This is a genomic window from Rhodopirellula sp. SH410 (assembly GCF_055811895.1).
Genome location: NZ_CM147949.1, coordinates 2,619,358 through 2,637,069, shown reverse-complemented (window position 1 = coordinate 2,637,069; position 17,712 = coordinate 2,619,358). Strand labels below are relative to the sequence as shown.

General features: G+C 58.7%; 11 protein-coding genes. 9 read left to right on the top strand and 2 right to left on the bottom strand.

The genetic code is table 11. The features are described from left to right. Nucleotides 1-367 precede the first annotated feature (367 nt). The 9 genes from SH410x_RS09715 to SH410x_RS09675 all read left to right on the top strand — a co-directional run bounded on the left by SH410x_RS09715 (nucleotide 368) and on the right by SH410x_RS09675 (nucleotide 15,210). On the top strand, nucleotides 368-1,636 hold the full coding sequence (locus SH410x_RS09715) for a glycosyl hydrolase family 98 (protein ID WP_473676307.1): 1,269 nt from the start codon (nucleotides 368-370) through the stop codon (nucleotides 1,634-1,636). After that, nucleotides 1,633-3,594 (top strand): S1C family serine protease, encoded by a 1,962-nt coding sequence (locus SH410x_RS09710; protein WP_473676306.1) that lies wholly within the window; start codon nucleotides 1,633-1,635, stop codon nucleotides 3,592-3,594. Before SH410x_RS09715 ends, SH410x_RS09710 begins: the two co-directional genes overlap by 4 nt. A 145-nt stretch (nucleotides 3,595-3,739) precedes the next feature. After that, complete coding sequence (locus SH410x_RS09705) at nucleotides 3,740-4,720, top strand: S1C family serine protease (protein ID WP_473676305.1); 981 nt, start codon at nucleotides 3,740-3,742, stop codon at nucleotides 4,718-4,720. Beyond that, nucleotides 4,717-6,759 carry a S1C family serine protease gene (locus tag SH410x_RS09700; protein ID WP_473676304.1) on the top strand — a complete coding sequence of 681 codons (2,043 nt, stop codon included), beginning with the start codon at nucleotides 4,717-4,719 and terminating at the stop codon, nucleotides 6,757-6,759. Before SH410x_RS09705 ends, SH410x_RS09700 begins: the two co-directional genes overlap by 4 nt. Before the next feature lie 136 nt (nucleotides 6,760-6,895). Next, complete coding sequence (locus SH410x_RS09695) at nucleotides 6,896-9,571, top strand: PSD1 and planctomycete cytochrome C domain-containing protein (protein WP_473676303.1); 2,676 nt, start codon at nucleotides 6,896-6,898, stop codon at nucleotides 9,569-9,571. Nucleotides 9,572-9,577: 6 nt separating this feature from the next. Continuing rightward, a complete protein-coding gene (locus SH410x_RS09690; RefSeq protein ID WP_473676302.1) occupies nucleotides 9,578-10,993 on the top strand; it encodes a DUF1501 domain-containing protein in 1,416 nt (471 codons plus the stop codon). A 62-nt stretch (nucleotides 10,994-11,055) separates the two neighbouring features. Then, nucleotides 11,056-12,489: a sulfatase-like hydrolase/transferase gene (locus SH410x_RS09685; RefSeq protein WP_473676301.1), complete on the top strand. Its 1,434-nt coding sequence runs from the start codon at nucleotides 11,056-11,058 to the stop codon at nucleotides 12,487-12,489. A gap of 2 nt (nucleotides 12,490-12,491) precedes the next feature. Then, nucleotides 12,492-12,995: a P-loop nucleotide/nucleoside kinase family protein gene (locus SH410x_RS09680; protein WP_473676300.1), complete on the top strand. Its 504-nt coding sequence runs from the start codon at nucleotides 12,492-12,494 to the stop codon at nucleotides 12,993-12,995. Nucleotides 12,996-13,416: 421 nt separating this feature from the next. Continuing rightward, on the top strand, nucleotides 13,417-15,210 hold the full coding sequence (locus SH410x_RS09675; protein ID WP_473676299.1) for an esterase/lipase family protein: 1,794 nt from the start codon (nucleotides 13,417-13,419) through the stop codon (nucleotides 15,208-15,210). A 195-nt stretch (nucleotides 15,211-15,405) separates the two neighbouring features. On the opposite strand, the gene corA is transcribed toward SH410x_RS09675, so the two are convergent. Continuing rightward, entirely contained in the window at nucleotides 15,406-16,578 is a 1,173-nt protein-coding gene (corA, locus tag SH410x_RS09670; protein WP_473676298.1) for a magnesium/cobalt transporter CorA, read from the bottom strand. A 204-nt stretch (nucleotides 16,579-16,782) separates the two neighbouring features. Then, nucleotides 16,783-17,670: a cysteine hydrolase family protein gene (locus SH410x_RS09665; RefSeq protein ID WP_473676297.1), complete on the bottom strand. Its 888-nt coding sequence runs from the start codon at nucleotides 17,668-17,670 to the stop codon at nucleotides 16,783-16,785. Nucleotides 17,671-17,712: the final 42 nt, after the last annotated feature.

The following is a 17,712-nucleotide window of genomic DNA, read 5'->3' as shown; positions in this document are numbered from 1 at the left end:
CGCCCCGAGCGGCCTGTTGATTGAGGCGAATTTCGACCAGCAACGATGAGCCGAATGCCGTAAGGCATCGGGTGACACGAGCCACCCGGCCGCTCACGCGGCTCGGCTCACCAAATCAACACGCCCCGAGCGGCCTGTTGATTGAGGCGAATTTCGACCAGCAACGATGAGCCGAATGCCGTAAGGCATCGGGTGACACGAGCCACCCGGCCGCTCACGCAGCTCGGCTCATGAAATCAACACGTCCCGAGCGGCGGGTCGAGTCTGCGGGCTCGGAGAGTTATGATGGCGGGCAGCGTTCCGCATCCCAGCATGCGGGCGGGTTATGATTTGCTTGCGTAACAAGAGTTCCACACCAAGGAAGCCCATGGACTGCCCCTCGATACGACCCTCGCGTTTGCTCGTGCCCGGCTTGAGCTGGCTCTACGTGGCCGCCTTGCTCTGGGGTAGCCTGATTGTCAGCGAGGCGAGCGCTGCGGAGATTTCGATCACCACTGCCGACGGCAACGTCATCCAGGGTGATCTTGTTCAAATCGACGCGGCCGGACTTCACTTCAACAGCCAATCGGAGACGTCGGTCCTGGCCCTGGAGGATCTTTCGCAGATCAGCTTCGCCCACGACGCCGAGCGACCGCTACCGATGCACGCCCAACTCTCTGGTGGATCGCTGCTGAGTATCTCAGGGATTACCTGGGAAGATGATTCGGTGCAGATCGCCGTGGCCCGCCAATCGTCGCTCACCCTACCCGCCCGACAACTCCTCTGGGTCCGATTCCGGAGCGGCACTCCAGCTACCGACCCGACTTGGTTGGGGTGGTTGGAAGAAGCCCGCCGCGCCGACCGGTTAGTGATTCGTCGCAATGAGAAATCGCTCGATTCCGTTGATGGAACGGTGCTGGGGATCAGTCGCGACGCGGTGAAATTTGAAATGCGTGGCAATGCCATCGACGCCCCGCTGGCCAAACTCGAGGGCATCTTATTTTCGAATGCATCTCCTGAGAGCGGGGCGAGCGACCTCCGAGTACTCGACACCTCGGGGTCGGAATGGGCGGCTGAATCGATCAGCATGCCGGCCGGTAGCGACCACATCAACCTTCGTCTGTCAGGTGGAATCGAGCATGACGTGCCGCTTGACCAGGTGCAACAAATCAATTTCGCCGGTGGGATTCTGGCGTTGTCGGACGTTGAGGTGGCGACGTCCACATTCGGTAACAATGGGCAGGGGACGCCTGGGTCCGGAACGACGCCTGACTTGGGCGAGTGGTTTGCGCCACGGTCCGACGGCGGTGTGATCCATATCCAGGCTCCCGGAAAGATCACGCTACGAATTCCGGACGGCTATCAAAAACTCATTGTCGCGGCCCGACGTAGTCGTGATGTCAGCGAGTTCACTGCACTCCAACTTGACGTACTCGTCGACGGGGAGGTGCAGTGGACGGCCACACTGCAAAATCGCGAGTCGCTCGGATTGGAACTTCCCATTTCCGGGGCTCGCCAACTCACGCTTCGAGCATCACGCATGTCTCAATCTAACGAATCGTCCACGCCCGGCGGGGCCACCCCCGCTGGGGCTAAACCCGTTGGGGCTACCCTTGGCGGTAGTGTCGAGTGGTTCTCGGGAAGGCTGTTGAAATGAAAGGCATCGATCACCGAACTCGCAGCCCCTTGAGGGCGATGGTCCTCCTCTGCGTCTGTTCGATCAGCGTCTCGGTCAGCGGCCTGACCCAGGCGGAGGACACCGAACTGCTGTGGCAAATCGAAAATCAGCGGATCGAAGCCGTCGAGCAGGCAATGGCGTCGACGGTTTGTGTGTTTGTGCCGGGCGGTGCGGGCGGCGGATCGGCGGTGTTGATCTCCAAAGATGGGTTTGCCTTGACCAACTTTCACGTGACCAGCCCAGCGGGCACCTACATGCGATGCGGGCTCAGCGACGGCAATGTCTATGATGCGGTGACCGTCGGCATCGATCCTGTCGGCGACCTGGCGTTGATCCAGTTATTGGGCCGGGACGATTTCCCGACAGCTGAATTTGTGCCCAGCCGCGAGGTGCAAGTGGGCGATGCCTGCTACGCCATCGGGAACCCGTTTCTGCTGGCAACGAATCTGCAGCCGACCGTCTCGGCGGGCATCATCAGCGGCACGCGGCGATATCAGTATCCGTCCGGCACCCTGTTGGAATATGGCAACTGTTTCCAGACCGATGCCTCGATCAATCCGGGTAACTCAGGTGGCCCACTCTACGATGCAAGCGGAGATTTAATTGGCATCATTGGGCGATGTTCTTTCGAGAAACGCGGGCGGGTCAACGTGGGCGTGGGCTACGCGATTTCAGGTGACCAAGCCCAGAATTTTCTTGGGTCGCTACACAGCGGTCGGATTCTCGATCATGCGACGCTCGGTGCCACGGTGGGCACCGATGATGACGGTAGTGTGCGGGTAACCAACATCCTGCAGTCCAGCGATGCGTTCCGGCGCGGTCTACGATACGGTGACGAAATACTAGATATTGACAACCATGTCGTACAAACCGCTAACGATGTGCAAAATCTGCTCGCGACTTTCCCCGCCCAGTGGCGAGTGCCGTTGACCTATCGTCAAGACGGCGAAGTCGTGCACACGCTCGTGCGACTGGCCAATGTGCATCGTGGCGACGAGTTGCTCGAAAAGATGAAGTCGGCGCTGCCGCCACCGCCGCCCGCACCTCCCAAGCAATCAGAGCAGCCAGAGGGATCTCCCGACGGCCAACCGCCCGCAGGCGATGGTCCTGATCCGACGCCCGAGGTCCCCGACACCGAGGACGTCATGAAGGATGCTGGTGGTGAACCGATCCCCGCCGACGCGGCCAGCCGGATCGAGGAACGCCAAGGCTTCGCCAACTACTTTTACAATCAACAGCTCCAGACCAAGTTCATCGAGCGGTTGCGCAGCCAGTTTGCGGGACTGCCCACCGGCGAGAGTGGCTGGAAAGTCACAGGCAATGCCGAGATTGCGGGCGAACCGAATCCGATTCCGTTCACCATGATGGTTGGTGCGGACACTTGCGAGCTGACGCTCGGCGAACAGCGGACGCGACTCAGCCGCCCCGACGAATTTGTTCAGGCGGTCGATCGCGGGAACGCTGGTGGCCTCCTCACCGCTCTGCAGAGCCTGCAGCGGATGTTGCGCACAGGCCCGGATCGTTTCGGCGAGACCTACGCCTGGGGAACCGCACCGCTGCTGGGTCAACCGCCACTTCGCGAAGGCACCGTCGGCATCCACGGCGGGCTGGAGTCTCGGTATTTCCAACATCCGACCTCCGGTCGCTTGGAAGTGATCGAGTCGTTTGCCGATCGTGACGGAGACCCCGCCGAGCTGTGGATCGATCCGCCCGCGTGGGTGCTCGAAACGAACGGGATGAACCTCGCCGATGCCGGCGAATTCGCGACCAACGACGATCGCGATGTCGCGTCCGGCACGGCAGAAGTGCCGCGTGTGCTGCAGTTACGGTACGGAGTCGAGCCCTCCGTGACGCTGCGAATCGACGCGTGGACGGCTGCCGACGAACCAAGGTCAGATCAATCAACCGGGGAGGGTGGAGATGATGAAACCGAGTAAACACCGCCAAGTCATCCGGCGCCAATGCCGCCGATGTCGCCGATGTCGCCAACTCGTCCACTCTGCCCTCGCCCCGAAACACGCAGCCGGCAGACGATTGGTAGCCCAGATCGGTTCGAGAGTGAGTCTATTTTTACTCGCGACCGTGTTGCTCCTGGCATCCCAAGCTCATGCGCAGCCGTCGCTCGCCCGCGCGAGTTCTCAAGTCCAGGACCGCGTCGTGAAAATCTACGGTGCGGGCGGCGTGGGTGGTTTGGATGCTTACCAAAGTGGTTTCATTGTCTCGTCGGTCGGTCACGTCGCGACGGCGTGGAGCAGTGTGCTCGACGTGGACCCCATCGTGGTCCTCAACGATGGACGACGCTTCGAGAGCAAAGTCGTCGGCTTCGAGCCCTCGCTCGAGCTCGCGGTGTTGAAACTGGACGCATCGGACTTACCTTTTTTTGAGGTCCCGGCAGGCGAGCCGGATCAACCGATCGCTCGTTGGGGGGATCCTGTGTTGGCCCTGAGCAACCTTTTCAATATTGCCACCGGCAATGAGCCCGAGAGCGTCATGCTGGGCCGAATCGCGGCGCGCAGCAAGCTCGACGCACGGCGTGGTACGTTTGCGACCGCGTATCGCGGCGAGGTCTGGCTGCTGGACTTGGTCGCCAACAATCCGGGTGCCGCTGGCGGAGCGCTGGTGGATTTACAAGGTCGCCTGGTAGGCATGCTCGGCAAAGAACTGCGAGATCGCCGCACCGGTGTGTGGCTCAACTACGCGATCCCATCAGACGTATTGCGTGCCCCGATCGGGGATATCATCGCGGGGCGGAAGACCTTGGCACCCATCGAACAGGACCCGTTGCTGGCGCGTGAGAAATCTCACAACGAAGCCACATTGGGGTTCCGCCTCGTCCCCGATGTGCTGGAAACAACCCCTGTGTACGTCGATACGGTGGCCGCGAACTCGCCCGCATTGCTCGCTCATCTGCGCCCCGATGATTTAATCCTGCTGGTCAACGGCCGGCGGGTTCCCCATCAACGCGCCTTTCGCGAACAACTCCGACGAATCGATCGCCGCGATGATGTGATGCTTACCGTGCAACGTGAAAACGAGATTCTCGAACTGACTATCCGCCCATGATTTTACGAATTCGATTTCTGCTGTTGTTGCTGGCCAGCCTAGTGCTGGCCGGTGCGAATCCCGGTCGTCTCGGTGCTGATGATGCAGCCCGAGAGGCGACGCAATCCAACCTAGCCGACTACCAATCCGCTCTCACCTCGCAGATTCGCCGCATCACGGATGAAATCCTGCCATCGGTCGTCAGCGTCGAGGTGATCGGTGCGTTGCAATCCGACGGCGAAGTCCGGCAAGACGCACCGACCTCGGGTCTGGTGATCGACGCCGAGGGATATGTGCTGGCGTCGTCGTGGATCACTCGCAGTCCATCGGCGAGCATCATCGTCATACTCGGCAGTGGCGAGCGATTGCCTGCGCGGGTGGTCGGGGAGGATAAGCACCGCGAGTTGGTATTGCTGAAAATTGACCCCAAGCAAACGGTGCTACATCCCATTGCACTGGAGAGAGCGGAACCCGATTCCGCGGCCGACGCCTATCCCGCCCCAGCGATCGGATCGACGATGATCGCCATCGCCCGTTATGGCGAATCCGGGGTACCGCGGATCAGTACCGGTGTTTTGTCTGCGGTCGATCGCTTGGGTGGCACGGCCATCCAGAGTGATGCGAGAATTTCACCCGTTTTCTATGGTGGGCCGCTCGTCGATCTGCATGGCGACCTGGCCGGCGTATTGATCCCCGCGGTAGGCGAAAGCGGCGCCGAAGACCCGACGGAGTGGTATGACTCAGGCGTCGCGTTTGCGGTTCCCGGCGACGTGATCGCAGCGAAGCTTGCCGCCCTCCGGGCTGGCGAAACGATCCGCTCGGGCCTGCTCGGTTTGGTCGTTGGTGGCGATGATCCCTACGGCCCCGGCACCACGCTTGCCACGGTTCGCAAACGCTCACCGGCGGATCGAGCGGGACTGCAGTCCGGTGATCGATTGGTCCGCGTGGGTGGGCGAGTGGTCCGTCGTCGCCAAGAAGTGCAGTTGGCTCTGGGCCGTTTCGATGCCGGTGAAGAAGTTTCCATTGAGTACGAACGGGACGGCCAAACTCACACCACGACAGCCACGCTCGCAGCGACCATCGAACCGCTGCGGCCACAGTATCTCGGGATCACCTCTTCGGACCTGCGTGTCACCTCCGTGCTGCCGGGGTCGCCCGCCGATGGCATCCTCAAAATTGGTGACGAGCTGAAATCACTTGATGGGACGGGGTTGGACGACGCCGAAGTATTGCGTCAACGAATGTGGTCGGCGGATCCCGAAACTCCGCTGACGATCGAGTTGGAACGAACAGCCGAAGGGAAGGCTCCCGAGACACTACGCGAGGAAATCGCCCCGGCCCCATGGGCCGGATCGCTCGACCGACTCGGGCTCCCACAACAGGCCGCCAAACTGACCGGCGATAACGCCCCTGCAGAGTCAAACTGGGTCTCGACGCGGGTGCGGCTGCCCGACATCGCCAACAATGCCCTGCTATGGCACCCCGTCCTCAGAGGTCAGGACGAAGCCACGACCGATGCGTTGGCGCCGGTTGCTCTGGCCGTCTGTTTGTTGTCGCCCGCCCAGCGTGATTTGCCCGAGCAGATGAAGCAATGGAAAGCACTGGCGAAACAGTACCGCGTTGCCATTTTGTTGATCGCCAGTGAAGACGAACAGCGCTGGCAACTCGCCGAGATCGACGCGATCAGCAAGTTGACGCTGCCTGCGATCAAGCAATCGGGAGCCGATGCCAACGCGGTTTCGATCCTTAGCATGGGCGTGATGTCGACCGCCGACGCGAAAGCTGGCAACCCAGCGGACGCGATGGCGCTGGCGGCGTCACTGTCGACGGACAATATCTATCATGGATTGGCCATCGCCGCCAATACTCAGCCACCCGCGATCCGACTCCGCCGCGACGGCCCGATGCGTTTATTGCGGGTGCTGATGACGACCGGTTCGGCTGGTGAATTGCCTTCCTGGTCGGCGACGCTCGGCCGCCTCGGCTGCCCGGTCCAAACCGCTAAAAGCGTCGATCGGGAAGAATTGTTACAATGGTGTCGCTCATTGTTGATATATTGAAAAGTTGGCTCGGTTCTCCGCCCCGAAGGCGATTCCCTCCCCCCAATCGGCCCGGGAACCCAGTCGACGCGAATGCGGCCCCGGTTGGACCGGTCCAACTTCAATCCCACCTCCCACCTCCCACCTCCCACCTCTCATGCTATCCGGACTTCTCGGACGCGCTGCCGTCATTGTCTTCGCCCTGACCTCGTCTTCGACGTGGGCGGAGAACGCCGTCGTTGACGAGGCCTATTTCGAAACCCACGTGCGCCCCTTGCTCATCGAGCACTGCTATGAGTGCCACTCGCAGTCAGCGGGCGAATCGATGGGGGATCTCCGGCTCGATACTGCAGGGGAGATGAGACGCGGAGGCTCCAGCGGCCCGTCAATCGTCGTGGGCGATGCGAATGCGAGCCTGTTGATCAAGGCGGTGATGTATACGGATGCGGATCTGCAAATGCCCCCCGAGGGCAAGCTTCCTGAGGAGCAAATCGATCAGCTGCGGACTTGGATTGCGGGCGGCGCCGCCGATCCACGCAACGAAGCAATGGCGGCCGACCGAGAGGCAAAGTCCAGCCCCCTGGAACGCGATCCAGCTTCGCACTGGGCGTTTATACCGCCACAGCGACTCAGTCGTCAGGACATTGAGTCGCTGCCCAATTCGCCACAATCGGATGCCGAAGTAGCGGACAGTGACCTGATCGACGAGGTCGCCCGCCGCCAAGCGCTGACAAAAAATCTCACTCCCGCGCCGCTGGCCGATCGCTCAACCTTGCAGCGGAGACTGAGTGATGATTTGCATGGGTTGCCGGCGACGACTGAGCAGATCACCAGCTTTGAATCCGACTCTCGTCCAGATGCCTACACGCGTCGAGTCGACCGGATGCTGGCCGACCCGCGATTCGCTGAGCGTTTCACTCGTCATTGGCTCGACGTCGCCCGCTATGCTGACACGATCGGGTATGCAGTCGGTGGCAAGGACCGAAATTTGAAATATGCGTATCGCTACCGCGATTGGTTGATTGCGGCGTTTAACGCGGACATGCCCTACGATGAAATGATCCGTCACCAAATTGCGGGCGACCAAACCTCGCAACCGGGCAGTCACGATGCCGATGCGATGGGCTTCCTCACGGTCGGGAGGCATTTCTTGAGACACGACGACACCATCGACGACCGTATCGATGTTGTCACCCGGGGGCTCTTGGGGCTGACGGTCACCTGTGCTCGCTGCCACGATCACAAGTTTGATCCCATCCCCACGATCGACTACTACTCACTCTACAATGTGCTCGAGAACAGTGTCCCGCCCGCCGATCTCGAGGCGGCGGCAAGTCCACTGATGTTGGTGGATCGACCCAAGGTACGTGATACCCGCGTCTTCGTTCGCGGTGATCGATCGCGCAAGGGAGACGTGGCGCCACGTCGTTATCTGACGGCGTTTCGCGAGGCGGACACGGACCTCTTTTCCAACGGCAGCGGACGGCTTGAACTCGCCCAGAAAATCACGGATCCCGCCAATCCACTGACCGCGCGGGTGATGGTCAATCGGGTGTGGGGTCAGTTGCTCGGCCAACCGTTGGTGGATTCGCCAAGCGATTTCGGTTACCGCACAGCGCCGCCGCCGCTCCAAAGCGTACTCGACGAATTGGCCGCAGATTTCTCGACCGACTGGAGTCTAAAACGACTCGTTCGCCGTATTGTCCACACGCGAATCTATCGCCAATCCGCCGTTGCCAGTGAGCAAGCCATGGTGAGCGATCCCGACAACTCACTCTGGACCCACGCGCGTCGCAGTCGGCTCGATTTCGAGTCCATGCGAGACGGCATGCTGGTCGGCTGCGGCTATCTCGATAATCGTATCGGTGGGCCGTCGGTTGAAATCACGCAGGCGAAACTCACCCCGAGACGCACGCTCTATGCACGCATCGATCGGCAAAACTTACCCGGATTGTTCCGCACGTTCGATTTCGCCAGCCCTGACATGCATTCACCAGGACGATACTACACGACGGTCCCTCAACAACCGCTGTTCCTACTGAATCATCCGCAGGTCAGTCAGGCCGCTCGACTTGCAGTCCAATTTGCGAGGCGAAACCAAGCCGGTAAAGCCTCGGACGCTCCCATCATCGAGGCACTCTTCGAACAGATCCTCGGACGCCAGCCCACAGCGAGCGAACTCGACGACGCTGTCGCATTTGTTTCCCAGCCGACCGCAGAAAACCCCAATGCGATCGATCCCCGTAGTACTTGGCAGTACGGCACCGCGACCTGGGCCGATGACCAGGTGACCGCGTTCACGCCCTTTCCCGTTTTCAAAAAGGGTCAGTGGCAGTTCGAAGATACCTTTCCCAGCCCAGGGGTCATGTCGTACGCGTCGTTGACTCGCGATGGTGGGCACCCTGCCAAGGGTGATGCCGGCATCACGGTCCGGCGGTGGACCAGTCCCTCCGACGGCGAATTAACACTCGGTGGCACGGTCGCTCGCCGCAGCGACAAGGATGATGGAATCATTGCGACGGTCCAGGTAAACGGCAAAACCCTGTGGCAAGAATTGGTCCCGTCGGGCACTCGTAATTATGACTCCATCACTCACGATGTCGTTCAAGGCGATATCGTTGACTTGATCGTCCACAGCGGCCAAGGACTGAGTTTCGATGGTTTCCAATGGCAAACGAAGATGTCACTGAAGAGTCCCACGGAGACGATCTACTTCAGTTCAACCGACGATTTCAGCGGTCCGTATACACCTGCTAGCGTTGATTCGCTGGATCGGTTTGAACAGCTAGCCCAAGTCCTATTTCTCAGCAACGAATTCTTCTTTGTCGACTAAATCGCTATGACAATTTCATTCAACCGACGCGAAGCACTGCGACAATCCGGCATCGGGCTCGGCGCGATTGCCCTGGGCGGCCTACTTCGAGGTGATGCCGTTGCGGGCGCTGCCGCCGAAGGATTCACGGGCAACGTGCCCACGCATTTTCCGGCGACCGCGAAGCGAGTCATTCATTTGTTCATGAATGGCGGCCCGAGCCACGTTGATACATTCGATCATAAACCGGCGCTCGAGCAATTCGATGGCAAGACCGCGGGTCTCGGCGATCTGAAAACGGAACGGCCTACCGGTAACGTGATGCGTTCGCCATTTGCCTTTGAGAAGTATGGTGAACGCGGGTTACCCGTCAGTGAGTTGTTTCAACGCACGGCCGCACATGCGGACGATATGTGCGTGATCCACTCCATGCACGCCGACGTCCCTAATCACGAACCTTCGCTGCTGCTGATGAACTGTGGCGAAGCCCGGTTGATCCGTCCCGCCTTGGGATCGTGGGTGACCTACGGGCTGGGATCGGCGAACGAAAACTTGCCCGCTTTCGTGGCCATGTGTCCGGGCGGCTATCCCATCAAAGAATCCCAAAACTGGCAAAACGGATTCTTGCCGGGCAAGTACCAAGGGACGCACGTCGACCCGCGTCACGCATCGGTCGAACGTTTGATTGAGAACATTCGTGGACGCGCCGTCGCACCCTCGGACCAACGCGAACAACTCGATTTATTGATGAAGTGGAACCGCGATCACGCCGCTAAACGGGCGGAGGACCCACGACTGGACTCTCGCATCGAATCCTTCGAACTGGCCTACCGCATGCAGAGCGAAGCGTCCGAAGCATTCGATGTCTCGCGAGAATCGAAACAAACCTTGGACATGTATGGTGACGGAGAATTCGCTCGCGGTGCTCTGATCGCCCGGCGTTTGGTTGAACGTGATGTGCGTTTTGTTCAGCTTTACACGGGTGCGGGCCAACCATGGGACTCGCACGACGATATCCATGTCGCCCACCGCAATGTCGCCGGCCAGGTCGATCAAGCGATCGCGGCCTTGCTGAGCGACCTCAAACGGACTGGGTTACTCGAGGACACGCTCGTGATCTGGGGCGGTGAATTCGGCCGCACTCCCGTCGTGGAACTGCCCAAGGACGGGGCCAATCAAGGCAAAATGAACGGGCGCGACCACAACCACTACGGATTCACCATCTGGATGGCCGGTGGCGGTGTCGCAGCCGGGACGACGGTCGGGGCGACGGATGAACTTGGTTTCAAAGCCGTCGAAAACCGCGTGCATGTTCATGACCTCCACGCGACAATATTGCGTTTGCTCGGTTACGACCACAAACGGCTCACCTATCCCTACGCCGGCCGAGATTTTCGTCTCACCGATGTCCATGGCCGAATCGTTGACGAGATAATCGCGTAACCTAGACGAACACAACGCAATATCTCGAAATCACTTCGACAGAAAACGCAATTTCCACCATGATGAACCCAAGATCCACAATCGTCGCGATGCTGCTGTGCATCGTCTTTTCGAGCCAAACGTTCGCTTCGGAACGGCCCAACATTGTCTTAGTGTTCATCGACGACATGGGCTGGGGTGACTTCTCCTGCTTTGGGAACACGGAAGCATCCACTCCGCACATTGATGCGATGGCGGCCGAAGGAATTCGCTTCGAGCAGTTCTACGTGAACTCACCGATTTGCTCACCGTCTCGAGTCGCGATCTCGACGGGACAGTACCCACAACGACACCGGATCACGTCATTTTTGAACCATCGCAAAAGCAATGAGAAGCGGGGCGTCGCAAACTGGCTGTCCCCCGAAGCTCCGATGTTGGCCCGCTCGCTACAGCAAGCCGGTTACGCGACCGCCCACTGTGGCAAATGGCATATGGGCGGCCAACGCGATGTCGATGACGCCCCGCCGATCTCCGCTTACGGCTTCGACACGTCACTGACCAATTTTGAAGGGATGGGCCCGAAACTCCTGCCCCTGACCGAAACACCGACACAGGATGGTGGGGTCCAGAAAGGGCGAATCTGGGAGGATGCTCAGCGTCTGGGCGAACCCGTCACCTGGGTGCTGCGGTCTAAAATCACAGGCGGATTCACCGACAAAGCCATTGAGTTCATTGATCAAGCGCAAGCCGCTGATGAACCCTTCTATGTCAATCTCTGGCCAGACGATGTCCACAGTCCCTTCTTTCCTTCGATCGAAGGTTGGAAGGACGGTAAACGAGGTCTCTATTTATCCGTTCTCGAAGAAATGGATACGCAACTGGAACGTCTGTTCCAACGTATCAAGAATGATGAAACACTCCGCGACAACACCCTGATTCTGATCTGTTCGGATAACGGCCCCGAGCCGGGTGCTGGCTCCGCAGGTCCGCTGAAAGGAAACAAAGTAACGCTCTACGAAGGCGGCGTTCGATCGCCCCTGATCGTGTGGGGCCCCGGCTTCATGGCGAAGGATGCGCAGGGAACCGTCAATGACACGTCCGTGTTCTCGGCCATCGATCTGGCACCCTCTCTGTTGGATTTGGCAGGTGTCGCCCCACCAGCAGGCGACGAGCTTGATGGCGAAGATCTGGCCCCCGTTCTGATTGGAGAATCAGATCAGTCGCATCAGAAACCGCTCTTCTTCCGCCGCCCCCCCGAGCACAACAAGAATTTTCAATTCAAGAACCTGCCCGATTTGGCGGTACGTGATGGCGACTGGAAACTGCTCTGCGATTTCGACGGCACCCACAAAAAACTGTACAACATCGAATCGGACCCGGGCGAATCAACCAACGTCGCCACCGGACATCCCAACATCACCAAACGACTCGTGGCCGAGGTGATGGACTGGAACAGCAAAATGCCCGTCGACGCCGGTGACCCGAAATACGTGCACGAGAACGCGACTGCCCAATAGCCATGGCTGAAGTTCACATCGTTACGGGGGCAGCCGGGGTGGGCAAAAGCACATTTGGCAAAGACTTGGCAACCAAGCTGGCGGGAGCTTTACTCGACAGTGACACGGTAACCGAGCCGGTTGTGCGGGCGGGCTTGGTGGCCGCAGGGTTGGAGCCGACTGACCGCGATAGCCCTGAGTACAAACGGCTCTTCCGCGACGCGGTTTACGAGTGCCTGTTTCAAACCGCCACCGACAATTTGAATCACATCAGCGTGGTGATCGTGGGTCCGTTCACGCGGGAACTCGAAAACGCCCGCTGGCCGGATCAGCTTCGCGATCGATTCGGTGTCGATCCAACAATCTGGTTTCTCACGTGCGACGATGAAGTGCGGCGTCAACGGATTGAACGTCGTGGCAATCCAAGAGACCAAGCGAAATTGCTCCATTGGGATCAGCATGTGGCGGAAGCACCCGTTGCCACGCCAGCATTTCGTGTCAATCAGATTGAGACCAGCTCGGGATGATTTCTCCGGCCGCAGATCGGTGGAACGAGAGCGATTGACCACCGACATCGCCGCCTCCCCAGCTGTTCCTGTTTTGAAGAGCTCCTGCCCGCCGCCAAAAAAGCCCGTCTGACGGCGGCCCCGTTGGGCGTCGCTTCAATCCGGTGCAGCATAGGGTGCAAACATCGGAGCCGCTTGCGCCGGTTGCTCGCGTCCTTCGTGAACGACGAAACGATGAGCCACCAAATTCATCTTTCTTCACTTCCGGGATTTCTCTACCCTCCATCGTCCACGGATCTCGCGCATTCCTTCAGCGCCCGATTTGTCTGGCTGGCACTTGCAATCGCTGGGTCGATCGCGATGAAGGAGCGTTCTGAGCAGAGAAGACATGGTTGTCCATTCCGAAATCGACTCGAACCGTATCGAAAACCGAGGGCGACGCATGCCTGTACCTGCCTGCCTTTGGGCTACCAGCGTCTTGCTGTTGCTGCTCGGGTGCCGATCTTCCTGGCTTTCCGAGCGATCCCTGGAAGACACGGTCCCCTCGTCCGGGGCTGTCACGCTAGCAGATATCTCTGCTGAGGCACTCGGTTCGCGTGATCCGATCGAATTGATTCGAGAAGCGTCCATCGAAGCGCAGACGTTGCGTGCTGATTCGGACCCTCGTTGCACTGCGTATTTTCTCGCCGCCAATCGTCTGGCCTGGAAAATGGCAACCGACACATCGAGTGCCGATGACACGCAGCGCAACCTCGCCGCGGAGATGTATCACGAAAGCCTGCGTGAATTGATCGAATCGGCGCAACAATTCGGACAAATCGACCCCCTCGAGGGCATTCGTTTGACCACAGACGACGGCGAAGTCTCGATCCCGATCGTTTACCACGGTTTCGCCTGGAAACCGGATGACTTCAATCGCTGGATGCCAGTTGATGAGTATCAGGATAAACATTTGACCCAAAAACACCGGCGTTCAGGTTGGGGCGTTCCGCTGGTGGTGCTGCGGGAACGTGATGAGCAAGAGCGTTTCATGATTCCGCAATTGCCCTTTGCGGCCACCGCGATCCTTCGCGACCTGCCGATCGATGACGAGCGGGAATCGACAGGAGCTACGCCGAATGAAGTCCTGGAGGTTTTCAACCCACTCGTTCACTCCGAACTGGCGAAAGATCAGGGAGGCGGTACGCCCTTGGCAGCCGATCTGTCTGCGCCGATTGCTTGGTTGAGCAACAACACACCCCATCTGAAATACGAAGGCTTCATGCATCCCGATCGCATGCAGCGGAGCGGCCAGCTGGTAATGCTTGAGCCTTACCAGGCGGGCAAAATCCCACTCGTTTTCGTGCACGGATTGGCTTCTGATCCGCTGACTTGGAACGGATTGATCAACGAACTGCGCACGACCGACTGGGTCAATTCACGCTACCAGATCTGGGTGTTCGGCTATCCAACAGGCCGTCCGTTTCTTCGCTCAGCCGCCGAGTTGCGACGCGAGTGCAGTGATGCGATCGAGTCCTTTACGGAAACAACCAGTGATCCCGCATTACATCGCAGCGTTGTCATCGGTCACAGCATGGGTGGCCTGCTCACCAAACTTCAGGTCACCAACAGTGGAACATCGCTTTGGGAGTCGTTTGCCAATCGGCCGATTGATTCGTTGCAGGCGGACCAGCAGACACGCGACTACCTCTCTCAGCTGTTCTTCTTTGAGCCTTCTCCGTCTGTGGAGCGAGCAATCTTTATTGGCACCCCCCACGGCGGTTCGCCTATTGCAGATGAGTGGATCGGGCAACTTGCGTCGCATCTCGTAACGCGCTCCCATGATTTCTCGGACGAGTACCACGCATTCCTGGCGCGCAATCAGGAGGCGATCACCCCGTTCTATTCAAAGCATATTCCCACGAGCATTCAGATGCTCGAGCCTGAGGACCCAACTCTTCAGGCGATGAAAGGATTGCCCGTTGCCCCCCAAGTGCGTCTGCATTCGGTCATTGGAAACGGCCATAAAATGCGAGTGGGTGGCCCTGCCGACGGTGTGGTGCCGGTCGTGAGTGCTCGCCATCAAGGTGCCGATAGCGAGCGGATCGTGCCGACCACCCATCGACGTTTGCAAAGCCACCCCGAAACGGTCGCCGAAGTACTCCGCATCCTGAAACTGCATTTAGATGAACCCGCTGAGCAGCTCGACGAACAGTCGCGTGCTGCCGATCGCGTCGCTCTATTGGACGGCCGGTGAGCACGCCCGCGAAGGCCTTTTCCAAAGGTTGTCCTCGCAAATGACTGGACGCAGGTGAACGTGCCTTTCAAGATCCACCACGTTGGATCGGCCGGGGTAATCGGCTGTCTGCCATTCAATGGCGGGAACAACCGTTTCCGAAGTGCCCATGGGGTGATGCAGAATCAATTCCCCAAGCCTGCTTAGCCCGCGACGCTACGCCGCTCGCTGATAGGGTTGGTCGAATTCGGCCTCCATGACAATGCTCTGTGCCGCCTTCATCGCAGCGGTTGACTGAATTGGTGGTGCCGCTGGCATTGGTTTCGGAGCAATCGACGCACTACTCAGCCATCCACGACGATAAAAGTAGAAGATCGTCCCGCAGACCATCAACATCATTAGACCCAACGCGATCGGATACGCGAGCGGAATCTTGAGCTCCGGCATCTCACTGAAATTCATGCCATACACGCCCGCAAGAAATGTAGGCGGAACAAACACGCTGGTCAGCAGCGTCAATACTTTCATCACCTCGTTACTACGGTGGGCCACCGATGACATGTAAGTGTTGACGAGCCCCGTCGTCGACTCGCGGTACATGTCGACGACATCGGTAAGTTGATTGCAGTGATCGGCGGTATTGTGAAGGTAGGTTCGCGTGTCTTCAGCAATAAACGGACTATCGCCCGTCAACAGACCGAGCACCATTTCACGTTGAGGCCAGATGCTGCGTCGGATTCGGGCCAGCAGGTTCTTGGCGGTGTGGATTTGGGAGAGGAGTTCTGGGAGTGGATTGCCCAGTGCTGCTTGTTCCAACGATTCGATTGTTTCCCCGAGCCCCTCCAGAAACGGGTAGCAACCGTCGACGCACGAGTCGAGAATGGCATAGAGAAGATAGTCAGGGCCACGACTTCTCATCCGGCCTTTGGGATTCTCAATGCGGTCGTGAATCGGGGCCAACACATGATCGCAATCCTGATGGAACGTCAACAAGTAGTTCCTTCCCAGGATCATTCCAATCTGACCAAGCGATGCTTTGTTGTGATCACTGACGACCAAACAATGCGAGATCACGAGTTGGTGGTCGTCAAACAGTTCTGATTTGGGGCGCTGCGGGACATTAACGAGATTCTCCATCGCCAGCGGTGAGATCCGAAAGCGTTGGGCGATTTGCTTGAGTACCGAACCATCACCGAGTCCATGAACATCGACCCATACCATGGCCCCCGCTTTATGATGGTTGGGAAGTTCGTCGACAGATGGACACAAGTAGGCCGAACGCTCTTGGCCGTTGACGTAGGTCACACGAAGTTCTACTGGCGCAGCGTCTGGGCAAATGACCAAAGTCCCTGGCCGCGAACCAGCCTTCGGGTGTCTTTTCTTGAACATTGGTTAAACCACAGAGTTTTGCGATTGCGCAGAGTGATAAACTTTTCAGGCAACCATCGCAAATCGTGGTGATCGCTGTCAATCCAAATCTCGACGAAGGATCGAGCGATCGAGCGGAAAATAAGTGGCCGAACGCTCTGCGGCCGGAATAGTCGACCGCGGAGCGTTCGGCCACAATTTCAGACAGTAAATTTTTGCTCGTCCCTAACGACTCTGCTCGTTCGGTCGCTGATCCCCCGCGAACTTAAATGCTGGTTTGCCGCTAATGTCTTGACTAACAAAAGTCGGGCACCAGAACTTTTCCACGTGGCGAACGACTAGATCGGTGCCGGTGAAGTGATCGACGCCGGGCGGACGCTCGGGATTGTACATGGTGTCCGTCAGATCACGCATCAAAGCGACCTGCTTCCCTAGCTTGACCATCTGCCGGATGCCAACGGGACGTCCCAGCACACACATATTGAGGTGGACACCACACAAGATGACGTTGTCGATATTTCGTTCGGCAAGAAGATTAAATGCTTCCTGACCGTTATCCGTGATGGCATCACCATCGGCAATCTCAATCAACTTGTTCTGCCGACTCCAAGCCTCGCGGATTTCGCATTTTTCCCCCGCACAACTGCAGCCCATGTCCGAGTCATCGATGGGCAACACCCCTTCGAGCTTCGCATCCGTCCAACACCACGCGGTCCCCCACCGAACCGCAGTCGATAGCTCGATGGGCGGCTCGGCGAATGATGCTGCGCGAGCCAATTCTCGCTGCGGGGTACCATCGTAAAAATCGACCACGCTGCTCGGTGCGTGAATGATGAAGACGCCCTGCTGCCGGGCCGTATTGATGGTCGCGTTGAGTGCCGGGGCCATTTCATTAACGCGCCGTGACGCAGACTTGCACCAATGGTCATCCCACATATCGCAGATGATCAACGCAGTGCGAGTGGGTTCCCAAGCCACTTGTTCCACTTTGGGTTCGGAACCCACCGCGCCACCGCTACGTAGGTTCAGCACCAAGTCGTCGGCCGCCGGTAGGGAACTGGTCATCATGGCAAGTGACAGTGCCAACGCAAGTCGATTTAGTTGAGTGATCATGGCATGAGCATAACCGACGACGGACCGGGCGGCAAGAAAATG